The sequence below is a fragment of the Paenibacillus sp. JJ1683 genome, assembly GCF_053006485.1.
Window position 1 is genome coordinate 4231761 of sequence record NZ_CM129820.1, and the last position, 23985, is coordinate 4255745.

Sequence of the window (23985 nt, forward strand, 5' to 3'; positions counted from 1 at the left end):
TTTGCGCCTATGAAAGAGCAATTCTGTAAGGATTCTGTTTACACGGTTATTATAACCCTGCATGTCAGCCAGAAATCGTTTGAGGAATGAAATGCACATATAGCGGAATGAAATGCCTTTAAAGTCGCATAATTTGCCGAAACTCCTTGGCCTTACTGCGACTCACCGGAATTTCTGCTTCTAGTCCACGCAAGCGCAGGAGATACGTATGATTGAACCAAGGTACAATTTCACGGATTTGCGACAGATTAACCGTATACGATCGGTGACAGCGAAAGAAGTCCTGCTGCGGCAGGCGGGCATGAAATTCCGAAATGCTCATCGGCATCGTATATTCTTCGTGCCTTGTAAAGACACGAGTTACCTTTTCCTGCGCACACGCATAGTAAATATCGTTTGCATCCGTTACGATAATTTTGTCATTTTTCAGCAGATTAATACGCCCCGGAGCAGCAACGGTACTGGTTTCAGCAGCTCGGGGTTGCCCAGCCTGGACAGGTTCCTGTATTTGAGCGTTTCGCTGCTCATAAGCATTTTCGAGCTTATGCAGCATGGATGCGATCCGTTTTTCATCATATGGCTTGAGAATGTAGTCGAACGCCTCCAGTTCAAAAGCCTGCGCCGCATGTTCTTTATAGGCGGTCGTAAAAATAATATAGGGCTTTTTAGCAAATTTGCTAATGTTCTGTGCCAATAGCATCCCGTCCAATGAAGGAATGTTAATGTCCAGAAAGATCGCATCCGTCTCCTGATCTTGCAGAAACCGGAACACATCCAGCCCATCCTCAAAACTATCGGTCACCTCAATGTTGCTATGAGTCTGAATAAGATACTCCAGCTCTTCACGCGCTGGAAGTTCGTCTTCTACAATTATGGCCTTCATGACTTCTCCTTTGGTATGTCAAAATATACTTCGGTGCCCGGATCATGTTTAAGAATAATGACTCCTTCACCGTACATAAGCTTGAGTCTTCTGTGCACATTGTACAAGCCGATCTGTTTAGCCGGAACTTGATCATGATATAGGTTATCCACTACATCGTCGCGTATACCCACCCCGGTATCAGCTACAGAAATACGCACCTTTTCGCCACGGTCTTTTACAGAAATGGTTACTGTACCTGGCCCTTTTTTCTTGAGGATTCCATGATTAATCGCATTCTCAACTAGGGGCTGGATAATTAGGCTCGGAATACGCACGGACACCTCATCCATTACATACTCCACCTGAAGCCGATTGCCGAAGCGAGCTTTTTCAATTTCTACGTAATCCGACACCTGTTGAAGCTCCTTGTGAATTTCGATCAAATCATCATTCAGCTCCAAATTATAACGCAGATAGCCTGACAAATTGATAATCAGCTCTCGCGCCTTATCCGGTTTGGTGCGCGTCGTTGAGGCAATGGCATTCAACGCGTTGAACAGAAAATGAGGGTTGATCTTCGTCTGGAGTGCCTTTAACTCGGCCTTATTCGCCGCTTCCTTAATTTGCTCCACACGCGACACTTCCATTAACGTGGAAATGATCTGAGACAAGCCAATCGCCATCGTCTGCAACGGATACGTGATTTTATAAGCTTTTCGGTAGTAAATCTTTAGGGTTCCGGTTACTTCTCCCCGCTCCTCTAACGGGATAATGAGCAGAGACTGGATTTGGGGCGTTTTGTCGTCAGCAATATGGTTGCGGATCGTGATTTTACCACTGCGGATCGTCGATTTAGTCACATCGCTAATAATTTCATCCCCGATATGATAGCGTTCTTCGCCAAATCCGACGTAAGCCAGTACATCTCGGGTATCCGTAATCGCCACCGCGTCTGCCTTGATGTCTTCTTTTATAATCGAGCAAATCGTATGCAAGGATTCCGCATTAATCGAACGAAAATAAGGCAACGTCTTGTTGGCAATATCCAATGCCAGCTTGGCCTGTCTTGCTGCGATATTCTCCTTTTCCCCCTCTACACTTTGGATCAATAGAACGATTAAACCGATACTGACCTCTCCGATAATCATCGGTAGACCGATCTTGGAAACGATGTCCACACCAAGGCCGTGAGGTTCTGCCATCACCAGAATGAGCAGCATCGTCAACGCTTCACAGACCATACCTGCAGCGATGCCGACCAGCCATCTCTTGGAACGATTGACCCGGCGGCCGATATATCCTGACACCACACCTGCCAGAATACTTGTAATCAAACACGGAATCGAGGTCACTCCCCCGATATCAATTAGATAACGATGGATCCCCGATACAATACCTGTAATGATCCCAACCCAGGGTCCGAACAAAATACCGCCCGCCATAATTGCAATGATTCGAACGTTAACCAGCGAGCCTTCAACTTCAATCCCGGTGTAGGTACCAAACAGGGCAAACATACAGAAAATCAATGTTAGTAAAGTCAGCTCTGCCGGAGAATGACTGTTCTTCTGCAAGGTTTCCTTAAATCGGGGGATACGTGTAATAAAAAACAAACAAATCAGCAACAATGCTGCGCGCTCAAAGAGCTGCATCAGCATTTCCAGCAAGGCGTTCACATGCGTTCCTCCCAAATAAAAACGGATATGGCTACATAGTTGTGTTACTAAAAAACCACTACTCACATATTTCAATTCCTACCCTGCCATTACGGGCACGAATAAGCACCTTCCCGCCAATCGGAATGTAAACTGCGGCGTGGTATGACCAAAATCAGCATCTGCAATCACCGGTATAGAGGCCAATTCTCTTTTCGAACGAATAATTTGCCGCAGCAATTCTTCTGTCATATGCGACGCCTTCTGAAATCGTCCTATGATGATTCCTTTAACCTGATCAAATCCAGGCTGGTGCAACAATGATTGCAAATCCCGGTCAAATGTAGCGGGAGAGCTTTCGTAATCATCCTCAACAAACACTATAGTTCCTTTTAGACTTGGCATGTATGGGGTTCCCTGTAACAAATTCAGAGTACACAAGTTTCCGCCCACAATCGTACCCTCTGCTTCGCCTTCATGAATCGCATATGGACCCGCATTGCGGTGAAAGCTTCTTTGATCCTGATCCTGATACCAAGCATCGTCACTCCACTCTGGCGACGATTGGATTTGAATGCTACCCTCTTCCAACATTAACCTTTGGAAATAAGTCGTCGTATATTCATTTCCTCGCAACATGGCGAACGTCAAAAAGTGAGGTCCTGCATACGTGATAAGCCCTGTTCTGGCATAAATCGCATGGCTTAACGCCGTTATATCCGAATAGCCACATAATCGTTTAGGATGAGCGCCGATCAGATCATAATCCAGATGGGCTAGAAGCTGATTGGCATTATAGCCCCCAATTGAGGTCAGAATGCCCTTTACCTTTGGATCGACAAAAGCTTCGTGCAAGTCAGCTACTCTAGACTCTATCGAAGAAGATGCAAAGTCATCGTTTTCCAGCACATGCTGTGAAAAGCTCACTTTAAACCCAAGCGCCTCCAGTCTACTCTGAGCAATCAGTCGATTTTCCTCAGAAACAATAGACAAGCTTCGGGATGGCGAAAGAATGCGTATCTCGTCTCCTGCTTTTAATTTAGGTGCTTGCTTTCCCATCATCATCGTCATTCCCCCTTGTTCCAAAGCATTTAAACTGCCACAAATTATACCATCAACTTCCATCTAATTATAGCTTCTAAAACTTCCCACTTCATTCCCTTCTTCCCAATAAGAAGTAAAAAACCGGGGATACCGCTTGTTAGCGATAAGCCCCGGATCTCTAGTCCGATGATGATGCTTTTCGGTTATTTACTTTTGCCGATTTCACTAGAGCTGTTGTTCTCATTCTGATCATGGACCAGCTCTTTCAACTGAATAATCAATGCCTCCAGCTCACTAAATCCCGCCACCATATTGGAGGTTATATTTTGCTGCTCTTCTACTCCAGCCAAAATTTGTTCAGACGCTGCACTTGCTTGTTCTGTCACACTGGAAAATTCCATCATCTCTTGAACGACCTGAGACGAAAATTGTTGCATACTATTCGTACTGGACTCTACCTCCACAGCCTGCACCAATACTTTATTGGCATTTTGCAGGATATCTTCCAGTACAATTTCGGTCGAATGTGCCGACTCCATGCTTTGCTGCAATCTTTCCTGTCCTATGTCAAATTGGCTTACGACGGAATCCATCTGAGTTCTCAGCTGTTCTAAAATACCCTCCATCGCCACTGAGGTGTTCCCAACCATTTCAGCCAAATTACGCACTTCTCCAGCCACGATCGCAAATCCTTTTCCATGCTCTCCCGCTCTGGCGGCCTCAATGGATGCATTCAAGGACAGCAAATTGGTTTGCTTTGAGATTTGAGTAATATCTTTAAGCATGGCAGACATATTGTCACTCTGCAATTTAAACTCATCCAATTCTTCTTTGGTGCGACTCATCACCTGACCCAAATCTTTAATTTGAGATGTTAATGCAAGCAGTTGACTGCTACCTCTACCCCCGGCATTTTTCGTATCTTCGGAGAGCTGCTTCAGCTCCCGGGAATGATCGGCAACCTCGCGCACATGCCGGTCAGACTGAGCCAAGTTATCGGTTACCTCAGTGATATTCGAAGCCTGCATCTCTACCCCTTCGGCAACCTCCTGAAACCCGATGGCGACTTCATTCGTCACAATGCCTGTAGCATCCACTTGATTCCTGAATCGTTCTGTAAAGCTATGTAATCCCGCTACAGCTTGCCTCACTTGCTCAAACAGAAATTCAATACGTTGCCTTGTGGCATCCATATTTTTATTTTGTTCCTCCGTTATCTTAAACTGCTTTTGGTTTAACACCGATACCACTAGCAATAGTAACCCAATCAGCCCTACAATAATAAATTCATGTACATAACGCAAAGAACCGGTAGCTGGCAGAGTTGCAGGCGTACCGATCGTAATTTGTATAAAAATATTACATAGATTTAAAGTCATAGCTACCAGAAAATATGGATAAGATGGGTAGAGTAACAACAATGAACAAATAAAGATCGTAGTCACTACCTCCACGCTAGATAAGTTCACAAATATACATATTAATGCACTATAAAATGTAATAATCCAAGGAATAAGCCGGATTCCTATCTTTTGTATATTCAGAATCGTCAAAACCGCCGCGACTACTAATCCTACACCGCTAGATATCCACATCGAGGGATTAGATATTGCCGGGACGATGCTGCTCAAAGTCATAATCCAAAAAATAATGATCACCAATTTGTTTCTTTGCCACAACAATTCATTCGTTCTGTCCATGATTGTGTACGCGCTCCTTAGAGATATATTAGGTATTTATAAAATAAAAATGTAAATGCCATACTATATATATCGTCATATCAGAACGCGTATTGAATGATGGTCGTACTTTAAAGACAAAAACCGTCCCCCTAACAGGGAACGGTTTTAATTCACGGTTTGATCATCTTCTTTAATTGGCAAACGTTTAATGTGCCTGCTGAATCCATTAAGATTCCTTGTTTTCGGAAGCCTCTTCAGCACCTTCAGTTGCCGCTGCATCACCTTCCACAGCAGCATTTTCTACTTCGACTGCACGCGGAACGATCACGGATGCCAGCAACTCCTCTTCAGAGACATGCAGCGTCACGCCTTTAGGAAGCTTCAAGTCGCTTGCGCTCAGCTTGTCGCCAATATCCAGTGCGGATACATCCACTTCAATAGTGGACGGCAAGTCAGAAGGCAAACCTTCAACCTCGACTTCTGTTTCTTGAACTTGCAGAATACCGCCTGATTTTGTACCTACAGGCGTACCCTGATAATCAATCGAAACACGCACGCGAAGCGGTTTGTTTTTGGAAATCTTCAAAAAGTCGGCATGCAACCATTGGTTGTCACGCTGTTGATAATCTTTAATAATGACTGGAATCGTTTCTCCGCCTTCTACTGTGAGATTAAAAACCTCTGAACGTCCGGTTCTGATTACTTTATTAAATTCCTTGGCATCGACATGTACAGGGGTTCCCTCGATTTCAGAGCCGTAAACCACAGCTGGAATCCGTCCTTTTAACCTCAATCCACGAATGGCCGAACCCTTCTTCTCTGTTCTCGGCTGGGCGGTTAGTTGAATACTTCCTCCATTAGAACTCATGATATACAACCTCCTTCAGGTTACCTTACAAATGATTTTCCTCCAAGAATCTTGCTTGTTTACCAGTCGTACTACAGAATATAAGCCAGCAAGCTGGCAAAACTAAACAAGTCCATAATTCTATTTTACCCCTTTTTTCTGAAACTGACGCACATTTGCATAAAAAAATAGCATTTCTCGAAATGATCGAAAAATGCTATTTCTCGTGTATATATGGCAACCAGGCATACAAGTCTATCCCGCCCGGTTATCGTTAACCAGTAATAAATATTCCTCTCTGCCACTATGAATCAATACCTGCATCACAGACTGGGTCGGATCTACATCAATATATCGATCTGCCTCCACATCCTTGGCATCCCAGTGATTCAGTCGGACAATGTAGCCAATTCGCTGTACATCAGGAGCCACCCGAATGCGGGCTACTGCCCGACCATCATCCCAATCGTGAAATTCAACATGTCCGTCCTGGTGTCCGGTTCCCCATACCCACACATTCCAGCCAGAGTATTGCCGGTCTGCACGCTCGTAGATCAGTTCAATCGTACGAAACGGAATAACCGCTCTATCGTTTCCTCGCTGGGCATCTGTCATTGCTGTACCTGCAATCTTTTGATTCGTCCCCTCATCTAAGCCCTTCGTTTCGTTATCCACTTGCTCGTTAGCTTGATCTTGCTCAGTCAAAAAGGGGGCTTGGGGAGGTCCAGCCTGATCATACAACACCATCATCGACCAGCGCGATACAGTCACACGATGGCCTACGACTTCATAGCGTGTCTCATTCCCGGCCCCGTGTGCATCCACGACCACATGCCAACGATCCGATTCCGCAGGCAATGATATTATCTGCTCTGTATCCGAACCGTTATAAATCACCACAATATAATTCCAGGCATCGCCGTTAGCATGATGCCTCAATGCAAAAGCCACCACATGCCCACTGCTTTGCAGGACTTCCATATGCTGCTCCACCAGCTCACGCTGATCCATACGGAATGCCGGATGACTGCGCCGCAAAGCAATTAAGCCCTGGTAGTAATTAAACACGGATCGAAACCTCGCCTTGTTATTCCAACGGATGGCATTCACTACATCAGAGCTTCGGTAGCTGTTATGGTCTCCATATTTGGAACGCAGCAGTTCATCCCCTGCATGGATAAAAGGAATGCCTTGCGATGTCAGAATCATGCCGTTAGCCAACAGAGACTTACGTACAGTTTCGTTTTCAAGTAGGTTACTTTCATCCAGTTCCTGATACGGGTCTGCTTCAGCTACGGCTTGTTCGGCTGTCCTTCCATCTTTGGGGTTCCCCTGCTCCCATTGCGGAAAACGACAGTTCTCCCGCACATGTCTCACCGTCAAAATTTTATCCCACAAATTGAGATTATCGTGGGCCGTTACATAATTGACGGTCTCTGATGGATGAGCTGTAAAATCATAGATAGCTCCAAAAGCACCTTGAAGTACCCGTTCCTCCTGATTTTCCGCCCCCGTGGCAAACCCATTCCCGGTACCGTCGCTATCTCCCTTAATGGCAGAGCGGTAATTGTCGTTAAAAACGGCAAAGCCCTTATCCCGCTGCGTTCCTTTTAATGTAAGCAAAGGCTGCGGGGACTCCCCACCCGTCCAAGGCTCACCATAGATCAGCAGATCGGGACGTATTTCAGCGCGAAGCTCTCGGGTAAGCTGCTCTACAGTCGGTGTATCAATTAACGCCATCAAATCAAACCGGAAGCCATCTATGTGATATTCCTCTGCCCAATAGCGTAGTGAATCCTTGATATACTTGCGCACCATCGGACGTTCGGTTGCCAGTTCATTACCTACACCTGATCCATTGGTGAGCTTCCCTTGCTCATCCGTACGGTAATAATATCCTGGTACAATCGGCTCAAACGGACCCTTTTCCACCGAATACGTATGATTGTACACAACATCCATAATGACACCAATGCCAGCAGTATGCAGAGACTGTACCAGCCGTTTCAGCTCTCGTATACGCATCTCCGGGTCAGCTGGATTGGAAGAGTAAGATCCCTCCGGCACATTATAATGCTGCGGATCATAGCCCCAGTTATATTCAGTTCCTAATTCCGAAAAATCATTCACCGTATGAAAGTCAGCCACTGGAAGCAAATGAACATGTGTAATGCCCAGCTCCAGCAAATGATCCAGTCCGACACTGTTACCCTCGGAATCCATTAATCCCGTATACGTAAAGGCTGCAAACCGCCCCTGAGCAGTAGATAAATCTTTTATACCCGTATTAAAATCGGGGTCCATCGAAAAATCACGCACATGAAGCTCATAGATAATAGCATCTGTCGTACGCTCAAGTACGGGTCCCTCATCCTGTTCCCATCCATCCGGGTTCGTTCGATCCAAATCAATGATAGCCGTACGTTGCCCGTTGGCTGATACCGCTCTGGCATATGGATCGGTAGCATAATGAATGCTGTGGTCCGCCCACTCCAGCCTGTACATGTAATAATATCTGTTCCAGTCGCCTTCCAGCTCTATAGACCATACTCCGTGACCATCACGATTCATGAGAAATTCCTGACCACCGCCGTGCTCCTGAACGATTCCTTCTTGATCGTACACCCCTGCGTCGGTATACAACGCGATATGAACCTGCTGTGCAGTCGGTGCCCATACCTTAAATTTGCTGCCCGCAGGCGTATAAGTAAGACCCAAATCGTAGCCTTCATATATGGGATATGCTGTGTGCTCAAGTCCCTTGAGCTGATTGAAATCAGACATTCCTGTTCACCACCCATTTCTATACATCGGCTTATAGCCTCTGTTCATCCATCATTTATGATGTTTATGACTTGTCAATATACCTCAGGATTTGCAAAATCCTCACCTCATAGGCTATCAAAATAAGACAAGCTTGAAAAGCTGGATGATTTAAATAAGGATGACACTCTCATTTCAACGCGCACACTCCATTTTATGACAAAACGATGAACAGGCTACAGCTTTCGCCTTCAAAGCATCACATTTATTTCCCAGCTTTCATCACGTTCAGGAGAGTCGGCGGTTATCCATTTGAAAAATTTCGTCAGCCATTCGCATAGTGGAGCTTCGATGCGAAACAAGGATAATCGTTTTGTCTTGTTGCTGTTCTTTTAACGATTTTAAAATAATCGCTTCGTTCAAACTGTCCAAATTGCTAGTTGGTTCGTCCAGCAGTAAGAGGGGCGCATCATGAACAAAGGCTCTGGCCAGCCCCAAGCGCTGGCGTTCACCACCAGACAGCCTGTCCCCCAACTCTCCGACCCGGCTGTCATATCCTTGAGGCAATGTCATAATAAAATCGTGTACTGATGCCTTACGGGCTGCTTCCACAACCTGTTGATGTGTAGCATCCGGCTTTCCAATTTTGATATTAGCTGCAATGGAATCGTCAAACAGGAATGTATGCTGATCGACGTAGCTTTGCAAGCTTCTCAAATGTCGGGTCTCAATGTCCTTCAAATCGTGGTCAGATAGTAAAATCCCACCCTTCTGCGGGTCCCTGAATCGCATCAGCAACTTCAGCAACGTTGACTTACCGGACCCACTTTTACCCTGAATACCTATAATTCGCTTGTGTGGTATCGTGAGACTTACATCATTCAGCACCGTTTGACCATCGTATGCAAAAGTCACCTTGTCTATCTGCGCTCCAGTAAAGCCAACGGTCATTCCATTCATATTTTCTTCTACCTCCGGGCTCTCCTCCAGCAGACTTAGCACTCGCTCCCCGCTTGCCAGCGTTTGAAGCAAATTGTTGGACAAATTGCTCAGTGCGACCACCGGACCAAATGAACTAAACAGAGCAATGACTGAAATCAGCATACTTGTAAAATCCATCTGTCCTTTAGACATGCCATACAATCCAGCTAGCAGCATCAAGAATGAAAATCCGACTACAGCTGCATCTGTGACTGCTCTTGTGATGCCTTCATGATGCTTCAAATCCTTCTGCTTGGCATCTAACTGATCCGTACGACGGTTAATTTCATTTAATCGTTGTTCCCCTTGCCCATATTGCACAATTTCCTTCATCCCACGTAAGCTGTCCAAAAAATAACTGCTCAGCTGGCCGAAGCTGCTCCGGTATTCCATCCCTTGGCGCTTGCCCATACGTGTCGTAAGTAGGGGAATAAACAAACCGACGGTTATGTAAGCAAGCGCAGCGATCCAGCCTAGTAAAGGCTCATAAGAGCCTATAAAAAATACCATGAGCAGTGAAGTGATGATGCCAATCATAACAGGCGCTATCGTATGCGCATAAAATACTTCCAGCAGCTCAATATCACTTGTAATCAGCGATATCAGATTCCCTTTGTCCTTGCCTTCAAGCTTGGCTGGAGCCAATCTGCGCAAAGCTTGAAGCACCTTGTCTCGCAGCACAGCCAGCAGCTTGAAAGCGAGATAATGGCCACTCATTTGCTCGCCATAACGAAATACACCGCGCAATACAGCACATAGCACGATGACAGTCAGCAAAAATGTCATGCTGTAGCCTGTCGTGATGCCCGTTGCTGTCAGTAGGGCAAGGGCCCCATATACAATAATGCCAATAGCACACACAAAGCCGAGCACTCCTGTAACAATCGTGATGAGCAGCACAGGTAAAAGAGGTCCTGCCAAGACCAACAATTGACCCATGATTCGTAAACCGGGTCTACGCATATACTGCACCCCCTTTTACAAACTGTTCCATCCGATGCTGACTGAGATACATCTCCGCATAATGTCCCTGCTGGCTCAACAGCTCCTGATGTGTTCCGGATTCTGCCACCAAACCATTTTGCAGCACATAAATACAGTCAGATTGGATCACGTTTTCCAGTCTGTGAGAGATGAGAATCACTGTTTTTTGACCTGCCAGTGCATGTATGACCTCCATGATTCCTTCCTCACTCTCAACGTCAATGTTAGAAGTAGCCTCATCAAAAATATATACATGACTGTCGTGCAGCAACGCTCTGGCCAGTGCTAGACGTTGACGCTGTCCTCCTGACAGATTCGCACCCTGCTCCTCTATCTCTGCTTCCAATCCCCCTTCGGAGAGAATAAAATCATACAGTTTCACTTGCCGCAACGCCTCCAGCATTTGTCGCTCATCCGCGTGCTCATTGCCCATTCTCAAATTTGCTTCTACGGTGCCTTTAAAAATATAGCTGTTAAAACCGATCCAGGTCATACGACGCATGCGGCTTTCTTCCGATATGAAGGTCAGTTCGGTTCCTCCGATCGTTAGGCTTCCTTGATAACCCTCATGATGTCCAACGATCAATCCGGCTACCGTACTTTTACCTGAGCCTGATTCTCCAACAATGGAAACGAAGCTGCCTTGAGGAATGTCCATGGTTATATTACGCAAGGTATCTCTTTCGTCGTAAGCAAAATTTACCCGTTCCAATCGAATATCTGTAGCTTCTATGCTTTGTTGTCCTTGTACAAGATCCTCTGTACTCAACATTTCGAATATTTTGTCACTTGCTGCCATTCCGTTCATGGCAATATGAAAGTAGGAACCGAGCAGACGCAGCGGGATGAAAAACTCTGCCGACAGCAACACAATGATGAGCGCTCCCGCCAAGCCAATGTGACCCGAAGAATATTCGCTAACCGCGACCAGCACACCTGCGGCGGCACCACCAAATGCGATAAGATCCATGACAGCTACGGAGTTTAACTGCATGGTCAGGACTTTCATTGTCATTTTGCGAAAATCCTCAGCCGCTGTGTTCATTTCCTGATGTTTATTCTGGTCTGTCCCATAAATTTTGAGCGTAGTCAGACCTTGTACATTTTCCAAAAAGCTGTGGCCCAAATTGACGTAGCTGCCCCAATATTTCCGAAACAGCTTTTTAGCCATCCGCATAATAACAATAATGGACACTGGAATTAAGGGAACGCAGATCAATAGAATGATAGCCGCTTTGAAGCTGACAAAAGAGAGGGTGATGAACAACGTTACAGGTGCAAGCAGACTATAAAATAGCTGAGGCATGTATCTACCAAAATAGGTTTCAAGCTGCTCCACCCCTTCTACAGCAACCTGAATAACCCCTGAGGTGGAGGTATGATCCGTATAAGAGGGTCCCAGCTTTAACAGCTTGCTGTAAATCTGCGAGCGCAGCGTTTTTTTAGCATTTATTGAAGCCCGATAGGACAGCATACTGGCTGCATAATTACTCAGGAAGCGAACGGCAATGGCAGCAATAACAATGACTGTCATGGATAGAATTAGCTGGCGAGTTACTTGTCCTTCCCATGCTTGCTGCATCACAAAGGCCATAGACAAAACGGCGGCTATACTCCCTAAAAGACCGATCCACTGTACGAGCACACCCAAGATGATATATTTTCGGGAATGCTCCACCAGGCCTAGTAGACGACTGTCGACCATTTTAGACCTTTTTTTCGGAGTAGGGACGGCTTCAGATGAAGACGGAGTTTCCGCCTTACCTTCCCTCACAGTTCCGACTCGAAATATAAAATAATAGTATTTAAAAAGGATGACCAAGACGATGAGCGCCTTGCCCCACACAATGGGTGTAAAGATAAAGCCTGTAATCAGCATAGCTGACGCTAAGCCCAATGACGTAATTTTTGTAGACAGCTTCAACGACCTGGTTTGTACAAAACTCTCCAGATACTTATGATACAAAGTTGTATTCGAAAACCACTGATGAATCCTTTCAGACCCCCGCATAAAGAAAAAGGTTGCCAGCAGCAGAAACGGTGTAGTCGGCAACAACGGCACCACTACGCCAATCACTCCAAGTGCCAAAAATAAAAACCCTAAGGTAATATAAATCGGTTTCACTGTAATCCCCCTAATATATATACTGTTAATGATATTTTATAGATAATGATAATCATTATCAATATATAATAATTTAGTCAGGTTGTTATGTGATGTAAATCACGCATATAAAAATCCTCTTGAAGTTCAACTCTACAGAACACTTTTGTGCTCATATAGATGTTTTGTCTTCAAGAGGATAATCGAAATAAGTGCGTGTTATTACGTTGTTTTATGAACTTATAATATCATATTGCTCCAATACCTGCCGATGTAACGGGTCATCTGCAGGTATGGACGTATAACGTGTCAGCGCTTCACTCACCCCTTGGCTCCGAATCACCTGCTGAAGCTCAACCGCTTCGGGGTCTTCTGTAATATCAAATTTACAGGCGGCAGCCATTCCCAACGCCAGATGATCGGTCGGAATACCATACTCCTGCGCTTGCAGCGCGGGACGTACAAGACGGTCATTGGGAGACAGCTTGCGCAGCGGTGAACGTCCGACCCGAGTAACCTCGTCTGTCAGATTAGGATTGCGGAAGCGATCCAAAATCTTAGCGATGTACTTCTTATGCTCCCCTTGATTCAAACCGAAGCGCTTCACAAGCACCGCTCCTGTTTCCTCCAGCGCCCCGTGTATGGAGTCCACCACCTTGGTATCCTTCATGGCTTCCTGGATCGTGGCATAACCTGCGACATAACCAATATAGGCTGCCACGCAATGGCCCGTATTCACCGTGAACAGCTTGCGTTCAATGTAAGGCTCCAGATCCTGCACGTAAAGAATGCCTTCAATCTCTTGATGATCAGGAGCCATTTGCGAGCGATCCACAACCCACTCGTAAAAAGGCTCTACCTGCACATGCAACGGGTCCTCATGATGCTGAATCGGCACAATCCGGTCTACAGCGGCATTGGGAAAATAAACTGAAACCTCTGCCTTGGCACGAGTCGCCTCATCCAGTAGCGCAAAAACATGCTCTTTCAGTTGGGCGCTGCCTCCAATTGCATTTTCGCAAGCAATCACATGCAGCGGGCCTGCCCCTCGCTCTACCCGCCGTGCTATGCCCTCGGCAATACCTGCTGCAATATGCCTGAGGATGCTAACTCCTACCGCGGTCGTTACCAGATCAGCATGGTCTACCGCGTCTGCTACAGCCGATGCATCTCTGCCGTCAATCGCGGTTACATTCGTAACTGTCTCCGTATCCTTCGTATCATTCGCCAACTCTACCGTATACTGCTTGCGGCGGCGTAACTCAGATACAAGGGTCTCGTTGACATCTGAAAAGACAACCTCATAGCCTGCACGCGACAAAATCAGCCCAATAAAGCCACGACCGATATTTCCTGCTCCAAAGTGAACGGCTCTCATAACTCCAGCTCACTTTCGAACAGATCTATAATTTCCTGTGCGGTCACCGCGTTGCGAAGTTTGTCCATATTCTCTTCCTCCGCACATACCACAGCGATACTCGTCAAAATCTCCATATGATCGCCGCCTTGGGCTGCAATACCGATCACCATGTATGCTTTTTCTTCCCCGAAATCTACGCCTTGCGGGAACTGAACGATGGAGATGCCAGTGGATTGAACAAGCGTCTTGGATTCCTTGGTACCATGTGGAATAGCCAGCCCGTTCCCAATATAGGTGGATACGATCTCCTCGCGTTCAAGCATCTTGTCAATATACTCACTTGTAATATGTCCTGCATCCAGCAGAATTTGTCCTGCCATACGAATCGCCTCATATTTGTCTTTGGCGGTTGCGTTCATTTTTATTTTGTCTATCGTCATAATACTCACGTTAGATTCCTCCCTGTCCCTAATTTACTGTGAAAAAATTCAGCCAGCTCACTCGATATATAATTGGCAATCTGATCCCTGCTACCGTGTTCCAGTAGCGTAATCATGTCTTCCTGCAACAGTAATGCACTAATCTCGCTCAATACCTCCAAGCTTTCTTTCGGCAACTCACGAGGTCCCAACATCAGCAGAACGCATTCTACCTGCTCATCTACATCCGCCAGCAGCGGCTCAGCCAGCCTATACAAGGTCAGCGAAGGCTGGCGAACATAGGGACTGCGCGTATGAATCAAAGCAACGGAGGTATCAGAAATCACCTGACTCCCTTGACGCTCTCTTTCTACAAGTTGTTCAGCAACAACAGAAGGCTCTGTGACATTTCCCCGCACTGCCTCCAACATGCAGATAGCCTCTATAGTGGCTGACATATCCATCCCTCGATTTTCCAGCGGGTATACTTGAAATTGCTGTACAATGTGTACAATCTCCTCAAGGCTTTTCCGTAGACCGGTAAGCCACTCCATGCCCTGGCCGGGCTGAACAGCCTGTTCCTGAGGATGGTCATTGAGTTGATTGAGTGTAATATGCTGGATAAAATGACGCAGACGGTCACTCTCCTCTTGCGTCAGTAGCGGGCTGATTTTGAGATATCGATCCGGTTCAAGCGGCAGCTCCACTGTCGAAATGATCAGATCATAATCCTCCTTGGGAATTCGCGTCGCCTCGTACCATGAGGACCTATCCACGATTTTGATCTGTGGCAGCTCCTTGGCCAGTCTGGTTGCCAGAAGTCTGGAAGATCCAATCCCGCTCGTGCAGACTACGATCGCCCGCACCTCCCGTTGCAACTGTCTCAGCCGCTCCAGCGAAGCGCCAAAATGCATGACCAGAAATCCGATCTCTTCATCTGGTACTTCCATTTCTGTCATATCCGCCGCAGCCTTTTTGACCGAGTCGAACAAGCTGCCGTAATCCTTGCGGATTTGCTGAAGGAGAGGGTTGCGGATGGACTTTCCTTCCCTCAAACGTTTGAGTACCGGAGCCATATGGGCTATCAGTCCTTCACGCAAAACGCGGTCCTCTGCAAGTGGTGTGCCTGTCTCTGTCTCCACACGACGAATCAACTCATGAACCAACTCCAGCAGTACAAGATCATCCAGTGGCAGCAACCGGGTGGAATGATCCTCAGCATCACGGAACAGCAACCTGAAATAACTTCGTTCCTGGTCTGGAAAGTCAATAGCCAGCGCCGCCGACAACTCTGCGCATATGCGTTCTACCATAGCTGTGCGCAGCATGATATTCTCCTCCGAATCTGTCTTCGAATACGGGAGGGAGGCACGATGATCTACAACGTACCCGAGTCGTAGACGTGCCAGTGACACGCAAATTTGAATCAGCAACTCCATATATTTGCTTTCCACCATGTTTTTCAGCCATTGATCATGAGGCTGCCAGAGGGCGTTCTCCACGGTTAGCAAGTTCTCCCTGCCAATCATCTCCAGCAACTTTTCAGTGACACGTGTCACCGGACGAAGCTCCTCACGACCGGAAAACAGAGCCGATTCATCCAAATATTCGAGAGCCAGCTCAGAAATCGCCCGTCTTTTGTCTATCTCCCGTCCTGTAATCTCGACACCGTATCCCCGTCTGCGCACTAGCACGAGCCCTCGATCTGCAATCCAGCCTCGTAATTCGTCCAGATCATGACTGACCGTAGTTACTGTGACTTTCAAATCCGATGCCAGCGCCAGTAACTTGATCGGCTCCTGTGTATCCAGCAGCATGCACAGCACTACAATCTTTCTCTCCTCAGCCGAGTAATCGTCTGACTTCGTTTGCAGCAACTGCTCCCGTAGACTTGCAAGCTGATTCGGGTCGGCATCCACATAGATACCGATCCCTGATTTTTTCTCCAGCTTTACCTCATGAGCCGCCAACCAGCACTCGACTGCGCCAAGTTCCCGATGGACCGTCCTTGTGCTGACATTAATCTTCTCGGCAATTTCCCCGGCTGTAACCTCATGGGGCTGCTCCAAAAGATACTCCACGATGTCAGATTGTCGTTTCGTAATATTCATAAGCGCATACCGTTCCTTCCCAAGCTCTATTCCCTTTTAGCAGGAAATACAAACTGTACACAGACGGCTGACTTTATAGGGATTAAGAGTCGGATTTCAGACGGTCAACCAGCGCTTCGTATTCAGGGCTTTTCAGAAAATTGTCAATGGAAATGTGCTCAGCATTCGGGGCTACCGTTTTAGCCCGGTCTGTTAATGTTTTTTGCGTAATGACAATGTCCGCATCCTGTGGAATTTCACTGATTGCCGTATTCGTTACCGTAACGCCCACGCCCGCCTGTTTCATTTTTTTGCGTAAAATTGAAGCTCCCATGGCACTTGAACCCATACCTGCATCACAGGAAAAGACAATTTTGTTCACTTCGGATTTATCCTTGAGCATTCGATCTGCGGCAATCTCAGCAGCACGATCAGATGCGTGGTTATCTTCCATTACAGTGGCGTTAGCACTTGCACCCTTGCTTTGATTTTTCATATCTTTCAGGCGGGATGCAGCTTCCTCCAGCCCCTCTTCCTTTTGCTTACCTGTCTTGAGCAATACTGCGGCAACAGCAAAGGATACGACTGCAGCAGCGATCACACCGCTCAGCATCGGCAAATATCCGCCTTTTGGTGTCATCAGGAAATAAGCAATGATACTGCCTGGTGAAGGAGCAGCAACCAGTCCGGCACCTGTCAACATGAAACAGAAGGTTCCCACAACGCCCCCTGCTATAGCAGCGAGAATTAGAATCGGCTTCATCAAAATGTAAGGGAAATAAATTTCATGAATCCCGCCGAAAAAATGAATGATAACTGCACCAGGAGCAGACGACTTCGCAGAGCCTTTACCGAACAGGCAATAGGCCAGCAAAATGCCGAGCCCCGGCCCAGGATTGGATTCAAGCATGAACAAAACGGATTTTCCTGTTCTTGCAGCTTCCTCCAACGCAATCGGACTCAATACTCCGTGATTCAGTGCGTTGTTGAGAAATAATACTTTTCCGGGCTCAATAATGAGGTTGACAAGCGGCAAGAGCCCTGCATTTACGAGAAACTGTACCCCTGCCGACAATACTTGGCTGATGGTTTGAACGACCGGGCCAATCCCCACATGAGCGAGCAGTGCTAGAATGGCACCGATAATCCCGGCCGAGAAATTATTGACCAGCATTTCAAAACCTGATTTGACTTTGCCTTCAATGGCCTTATCGAACTTCTTCAAGATCCATGCAGCCAGCGGGCCAGCTACCATTGCGCCCAGGAACATCGGGATATCGGCCCCCACAATGACACCCATCGTCATAATGGCACCGATCACACCTCCGCGCTGTCCGTGAATCATCGTGCCTCCTGTATAACCAATCAACAGCGGCAGCAAATAATTTTTCATCGGATCAACCAGTTGTGCAAAACCCTCGTTTGGGAACCACCCGGTCGGAATAAAAAGGGCCGTGATTAATCCCCATGCGATAAAGGCTCCCATATTGGGCATTACCATACCGCTGAGAAAACGGCCAAAACGCTGTACGGCGACACGAGCGCCACCGTTTGAACTGGACTTTGTGTCCACTGTGCTCATATTCATATCCTCCTTGTGAGTAAATAGCATCACTACCTTTTCTTAAAATTCATACTAAATGACAGCGCTATCTTCATCAACGAAATGAAAACGTACTTTCGTCATGAACGTTGATGACAAGATTTAAATTTAAAATAACGGACAACGTATTATACCTGCATAATTCTTCTTAATATGACCGATAACAATAGAAATTAGTCGAAAAAACAGTGCTGTAAATCTGCACCTTATGTAGAGGAGCTCACCTCTAAATCTAATAAATCGACGTAATTACGTCTTCTAAGAGACAACAAAAAAATAGCCGCCATGTCAGATCATAGCGACTATTTTATACACAAAACGAGCGGACTAACGATGCTTTTATTCAATTCAATATCCATATAAAAATTTAGAATAAAGCGCTAATATTCCATCTTATATTGCTCATTATTGTTCATCCGAAATCAACTGCTCGTACTGATCCGCAGACAGCAGCTTGCTCAGAGCTTCCTCGACATCATTGCCCATCTCTACTTCAATCATCCAACCCTTTTCATAGGGAGATTCATTCACCAGCTCAGGTGTGCTTTCCAGAGCTTCATTTACTTTCAATACGGTTCCCGCCACCGGAGCAAAAAGGTCGGATACGGTCTTCACCGATTCAATTGTACCAATCTCTGCCCCCTGTTCAATCGTTGCTCCCGCCCCAGGTAATTCCACAAAAACAATATCACCCAGTTGATGCTGTGCAAAGTCTGTAATGCCGATCCTCAACGTCCCGTCTGCTGTGCGCTGAACCCACTCATGTTCGTCTGTATACCAAAGTTCCCGTTTCACTTCACTCATCCTGCTTTCGCCTCACTTCCACATGAATAAAATGCTTTTAATCACCTGTATTAGACAGGTTAAGATTATGACAACATGAACACTCATGTCAATAATACTAACAAAAATACTTCATGTTATCTCATATAGCATAGAATATTAAAAAATGATAACTTGTAACAAACGCTTACATATCCTTATTTATACATTAAATGTTTTTTGGATTGTTTTATATGACATTTTTATTGACATTTTGAATGAATTTGCGTATTAATGGGTTATAGCAAATGCTTTTGGAAATACCCCGACAACTGCAAACGCGGATGAACGCGGAGGGAGAGACTACCCAAAAGATTCGCATAGCTGTTGTCGTATCTGAGACAGTTGTGCACGCGAACTCGGATCAAGTTGTTACCTGCAAAACTGGGTAACCTACCGTTGATCCAAAAGGTAGCGCCGAAGGAGTAAACTTGCATTGCAGGTGAATCTCTCAGGCAAAAGGACCTCTGCCGGACGCATCTCTGGAGAGCATTCGCGATTAGAGCGGATCACCCAAGGGGAAACCTGGTTCACACCGGGGTAACTTTCTGGTATCAAGGACAGAGCTGAAAGAAGAGTATGGACTGCCGTCTATACGTTTCTTTCAGCCTGTCTTTTTTGTTTAGCCGATTACACTGGATAGGAGTGAAAAAATGTCTAATTTGCGAAGAACACCATTATTTTCGTCTTACGGGACGCAGCCCGGGGTTCGTTGTATTGACTTTGGCGGGTGGGAGCTTCCCGTTCAGTTTAGCGGCATCCAAAAAGAGCATGAGGCCGTCCGGCAATGCGCGGGTTTATTCGATGTCTCGCACATGGGCGAGTTTTTGGTTGAGGGCAAAGAAGCCGAGGCTTTTTTGCAATGGGTAACCACGAATGATGTCAGCCAGTTGGAACCGGGCCAGGCACAATATTCACTCCTGTGTTACCCCGATGGAGGCGTAGTGGATGACTTGCTTGTATACTGCAAAGGACCAGAGCGCTACATGCTCGTTGTGAATGCCTCCAACATCGACAAAGATTGGGATTGGCTCATGCGCCACGTACCTGCATCGGTTCATCTGGAGAATGTGTCTGATGCGATCGCATTGCTGGCATTACAAGGACCGGAAGCAGCACATATTGCCGCAGCCGTGACAGATGCAGATATTACGAATCTGGCATCTTTCCGATTCCATGAGAACGTGCAATTGTTCGGAGCAAAAGCACTCGTCTCCCGAACCGGATATACCGGGGAAGACGGTTTTGAATTTTATATACCTGCTGAGGAAGCACCCGCCGTGTGGAATGGTTTGCTTCGTTGCGGTGAATCGTATGGGCTAATTCCCGCTGGGCTTGGTGCTCGCGATACACTGCGGTTTGAGGCACGGCTGCCGCTGTACGGACAGGAGTTATCTGCCACCATTTCACCGCTTGAGGCTGGTTTAGGTTTCTTCGTCAAGCTGAATAAAGGAGATTTTATCGGCAGAGAAGCACTGCAACACCAGAAAGAACAAGGAATTCCTCGCAAGTTGATCGGGCTGGAAATGATTGACCGCGGTATCCCGCGCGCTCATTATCCAGTCTTCGCGGAAGGCCAACACATTGGTGAGGTCACAACGGGGACTCAATCGCCCACCTTGAAGCGTAATTTGGGGCTAGCCTTGGTGGACAGTCGTTTTAGCACCCTATCTACACCGTTAGAGGTCGAAATTCGAGGTAAACGCCTGCGTGCGGAAGTGGTCCCAGCCCCCTTTTATAAACGGTCACGCTGATCTTAATCCTCTTCACTCTAAAAAAGCGATCATGTCAGATACGAAATTCTGGATTTTCCAACTACGATTATGTATTAGCTAATTTACTATCTAAATTTTGCTTTTCGAAAGGAGCCAGAACTTATGAAGCAGCATCGCTATCTCCCCATGACCGAACAAGATCAAACCGAAATGCTGCGTGTGGTGGGCGTATCATCCATTGATGATCTATTCAGTGACATTCCAGAGGCAATTCGATACCAAGGGGAACTCCCTCTTTCCTCTCGGCTCGACGAAAGAGCCCTAACTCGCCACATGGCCGAGCTGGCCGGGCACAATGCCAATACAGATACACATGCCAGCTTTCTTGGTGCAGGTATTTATGATCATCATATTCCGTCCGTCATTCAGCACATCACCTCACGTTCCGAATTTTACACAGCCTACACCCCCTATCAGCCAGAAGTAAGCCAGGGCGAGCTGCAAGCTATTTTTGAATTCCAGTCATATATTTGCGAATTGACAGGCATGGCAGTAGCGAATGCCAGTATGTACGATGGAGCGACAGCTCTGGCGGAAGCGGGCTCACTGGCCGCCGCAGCCACGCGCCGTAAACAGCTTATTGTATCAAGGTCTGTCCATCCAGAGGCACGCCAGGTATTGGCAGCCTATGCGCGCGGATTGGACTTGGACATCGTGGAGATCGGCTGTTCGGACGGCGTAACGGATGTCGATGCGCTTGCCGCGGCCGTATCGGAACAGACGGCGGCTGTCTTGATCCAAAGCCCCAACTTTTTTGGAGCCGTGGAAAATCTGAAGCCGATGGCTGACCTGATCCATGCACACAAGGGGCTAATGGTCGTCAGTGCCAACCCATTGGCACTTGGCTTGCTGGAGGCGCCCGGTAAGCAGGGCGCGGATATTGTTGTAGGGGACGCGCAGCCACTTGGGATCTCGTCCTCCCTCGGCGGTCCGACCTGCGGTTACTTTGCCGTCTCCCAGGCGCATATGCGCCGTATCCCTGGGCGTATCGTAGGCCAAACCACAGACCGTAACGGCAAACGCGGCTTCGTGCTGACCTTGCAAGCGCGGGAACAGCATATCCGCCGCGAAAAGGCCACGTCTAACATTTGCTCCAATCAAGCGTTGCTTGCATTATCTGCATCTGTGTACTTGTCCGTCATGGGGAGACAGGGCATCCAGGAAGTAGCCGAGCTGAATTTGCATAAAAGCCGCTATGCGTTAGAACAATTGCTGAGCTTGAAAGGCGTAACTGCCTCATTTCACGCACCGACCTTTAACGAGTTTGCCCTTAGGCTGCCTGAAGGTACGGATGTGAGCCAACTTCAGGACAATCTGCTAGCTGCTGGATTTATCGCAGGCTATGATTTGGGCCGGGACTATCCGGAACTTGCGGGTCACATGCTGATTGCCGTGACGGAGCAAAGAACCAAAGAAGAGATCGACCAATTTGTACACACCTTGGAGGGATTGCTATGACACACACCGGACCGGACCAGAAACAAGAGCTGTTGAAAGAACACGATCAAGCGCTCATTTTTGAATTGAGCCGTCCGGGTCGCATCGCTTATTCCCTTCCCGAGTGCGACGTTCCTCGTCGCCCGGTGGCAGAGCTTTTGCCGGATTATGCGCTGCGCAGCGAACCTGCGGCATTACCCGAGGTATACGAAGTAGATGTTATTCGCCATTATACCGCCCTGTCCCAGCGCAACTTCGGCGTCGACAACGGGTTTTATCCGCTTGGCTCGTGTACGATGAAATACAATCCAAAAGTGAATGAGGATGTCGCCCGTTACGCAGGCTTCGCTAAAATTCATCCATATCAGCCGGAGAATAGCATCCAGGGGGCTATGGAGCTGCTGCATACGCTCCAAAACGATCTGGCTGCGTTGACCGGCATGGATGCCGTCACGCTCCAGCCCGCTGCTGGCGCCCATGGCGAATGGACCGGGCTGATGATGATTCGCTCGTACCACGAGGCACGTGGTGAGCGACGTACCAAGGTGCTCGTGCCGGATTCCTCGCACGGTACGAACCCCGCCAGTGCAACCGTCGCGGGCTTCGAAACAATTACCCTCCCCTCCACCCCTGAGGGGCTGGTGGATCTGGACGCGCTCCGCCAAGCCGTAGGCAACGACACCGCTGCGCTCATGCTGACCAATCCGAACACGCTGGGCTTGTTCGAGAAGCAAATTACTGACATTGCCGCGATTGTGCATGACGCAGGTGGTCTGCTCTACTATGACGGGGCAAACTCCAACGCCATCATGGGGATTACCCGCCCCGGGGACATGGGCTTCGATGTGGTGCATCTCAATTTGCACAAAACGATGAGTACCCCGCACGGTGGAGGCGGCCCCGGCGCTGGACCCGTGGGCGTAAAGCAGCGGCTGATTCCCTATTTGCCCAAGCCGTTTGTCGTACGTGATCCGCAGGGTGTGTACCGCTGGGATCGGGAGCAGGGAGATTCTATTGGACGGGTCAAAGCCTTTTACGGTAACTTCGGCATTCTCGTCCGTGCCTATGCCTATATTCGCAGCTACGGTCCTGATGGCTTGAAGCGAGTGTCCGAATGCGCTGTACTTAATGCCAACTACATGATGCATCGGCTGGCTCCGCACTTTGACCTGCCTTATCCTGGGCATTGTAAACACGAATTTGTCATGTCAGGGCGAGGTTTGAAGAAATTTGGAGTGCGCACGCTTGATGTAGCCAAACGATTGCTTGATTTCGGTTACCATCCACCTACCATTTATTTTCCGTTAAATGTAGAGGAATGCATCATGATCGAGCCGACGGAAACAGAAAGCAAAGAGACGCTGGATGCTTTTGTCGACACTATGATTCATATTGCGCGCGAAGCTGAGGAGAACCCTGAGCTGGTGCTCAATGCACCCTATACCACTCCAGTCACACGCCTGGATGAAACCACTGCAGCCCGTAAGCCTGTGCTGAATTGCGCATGTAGTTAAGGTTAAATTCAAACACAACCATCCAAAGCATACAAAAAAG

Annotated in this window: 16 protein-coding genes and 2 riboswitches; of the genes, 3 read left to right on the forward strand and 13 right to left on the reverse strand. The window is 47.4% G+C overall.

Annotation, left to right across the window (positions count from 1 at the left end; genetic code table 11):
• Positions 1–118 precede the first annotated feature (118 nt).
• From ACUC6J_RS18090 to gcvH, 13 genes are all read right to left on the reverse strand, one after another.
• Positions 119–883, reverse strand: coding sequence for a LytR/AlgR family response regulator transcription factor (locus ACUC6J_RS18090; protein WP_044787231.1), 765 nt, complete (start codon positions 881–883; stop codon positions 119–121).
• A complete protein-coding gene (locus ACUC6J_RS18095; RefSeq protein ID WP_016818665.1) occupies positions 880–2541 on the reverse strand; it encodes a sensor histidine kinase in 1662 nt (553 codons plus the stop codon). The genes ACUC6J_RS18090 and ACUC6J_RS18095 overlap by 4 nt, the downstream gene beginning before the upstream one ends.
• Before the next feature lie 78 nt (positions 2542–2619).
• A complete protein-coding gene (locus tag ACUC6J_RS18100) occupies positions 2620–3585 on the reverse strand; it encodes a S66 family peptidase (protein WP_447249238.1) in 966 nt (321 codons plus the stop codon).
• Between the two features lie 182 nt (positions 3586–3767).
• A complete protein-coding gene (locus ACUC6J_RS18105) occupies positions 3768–5264 on the reverse strand; it encodes a methyl-accepting chemotaxis protein (RefSeq protein ID WP_151255637.1) in 1497 nt (498 codons plus the stop codon).
• Positions 5265–5472: 208 nt separating this feature from the next.
• Entirely contained in the window at positions 5473–6114 is a 642-nt protein-coding gene (locus ACUC6J_RS18110; protein WP_019688287.1) for a 50S ribosomal protein L25, read from the reverse strand.
• A gap of 234 nt (positions 6115–6348) precedes the next feature.
• Entirely contained in the window at positions 6349–8877 is a 2529-nt protein-coding gene (gene pulA, locus ACUC6J_RS18115) for a type I pullulanase (protein WP_447249239.1), read from the reverse strand.
• A 267-nt stretch (positions 8878–9144) separates the two neighbouring features.
• Positions 9145–10800: an amino acid ABC transporter ATP-binding/permease protein gene (locus ACUC6J_RS18120; RefSeq protein ID WP_447249240.1), complete on the reverse strand. Its 1656-nt coding sequence runs from the start codon at positions 10798–10800 to the stop codon at positions 9145–9147.
• Positions 10793–12946 carry a DUF454 family protein gene (locus ACUC6J_RS18125; protein ID WP_447249241.1) on the reverse strand — a complete coding sequence of 718 codons (2154 nt, stop codon included), beginning with the start codon at positions 12944–12946 and terminating at the stop codon, positions 10793–10795. The genes ACUC6J_RS18120 and ACUC6J_RS18125 overlap by 8 nt, the downstream gene beginning before the upstream one ends.
• 211 nt (positions 12947–13157) lie before the next feature.
• Positions 13158–14303, reverse strand: a complete 1146-nt coding sequence (locus ACUC6J_RS18130) for a mannitol-1-phosphate 5-dehydrogenase (RefSeq protein ID WP_045244257.1) — start codon at positions 14301–14303, stop codon at positions 13158–13160.
• Positions 14300–14734: a PTS sugar transporter subunit IIA gene (locus ACUC6J_RS18135; RefSeq protein WP_025365592.1), complete on the reverse strand. Its 435-nt coding sequence runs from the start codon at positions 14732–14734 to the stop codon at positions 14300–14302. Before ACUC6J_RS18135 ends, ACUC6J_RS18130 begins: the two co-directional genes overlap by 4 nt.
• Positions 14731–16815, reverse strand: a complete 2085-nt coding sequence (locus tag ACUC6J_RS18140; protein ID WP_447249242.1) for a BglG family transcription antiterminator — start codon at positions 16813–16815, stop codon at positions 14731–14733. Before ACUC6J_RS18140 ends, ACUC6J_RS18135 begins: the two co-directional genes overlap by 4 nt.
• 82 nt (positions 16816–16897) lie before the next feature.
• A complete protein-coding gene (locus ACUC6J_RS18145; RefSeq protein WP_017426746.1) occupies positions 16898–18376 on the reverse strand; it encodes a PTS mannitol transporter subunit IICB in 1479 nt (492 codons plus the stop codon).
• Positions 18377–18802: 426 nt separating this feature from the next.
• Positions 18803–19201 carry a glycine cleavage system protein GcvH gene (gcvH, locus tag ACUC6J_RS18150; RefSeq protein WP_016819056.1) on the reverse strand — a complete coding sequence of 133 codons (399 nt, stop codon included), beginning with the start codon at positions 19199–19201 and terminating at the stop codon, positions 18803–18805.
• 395 nt (positions 19202–19596) lie between these two features.
• A riboswitch (glycine riboswitch) is annotated at positions 19597–19696 on the forward strand.
• A riboswitch (glycine riboswitch) is annotated at positions 19697–19793 on the forward strand. It abuts the riboswitch before it with no gap.
• Positions 19794–19872: 79 nt separating this feature from the next.
• Between gcvH and gcvT the strand changes: the two genes are divergently transcribed.
• The 3 genes from gcvT (at position 19873) to gcvPB (ending at position 23945) form a co-directional block, all read left to right on the forward strand.
• Positions 19873–20973 (forward strand): glycine cleavage system aminomethyltransferase GcvT, encoded by a 1101-nt coding sequence (gene gcvT / locus ACUC6J_RS18155; protein WP_126665973.1) that lies wholly within the window; start codon positions 19873–19875, stop codon positions 20971–20973.
• 123 nt (positions 20974–21096) lie between these two features.
• The gene (gene gcvPA / locus ACUC6J_RS18160) at positions 21097–22452 is read left to right on the forward strand and encodes an aminomethyl-transferring glycine dehydrogenase subunit GcvPA (protein ID WP_019688295.1); all 1356 of its coding nucleotides are present in this window, start codon (positions 21097–21099) and stop codon (positions 22450–22452) included.
• The gene (gcvPB, locus tag ACUC6J_RS18165) at positions 22449–23945 is read left to right on the forward strand and encodes an aminomethyl-transferring glycine dehydrogenase subunit GcvPB (RefSeq protein WP_016819059.1); all 1497 of its coding nucleotides are present in this window, start codon (positions 22449–22451) and stop codon (positions 23943–23945) included. The genes gcvPA and gcvPB overlap by 4 nt, the downstream gene beginning before the upstream one ends.
• The last annotated feature ends 40 nt before the right edge of the window (positions 23946–23985 follow it).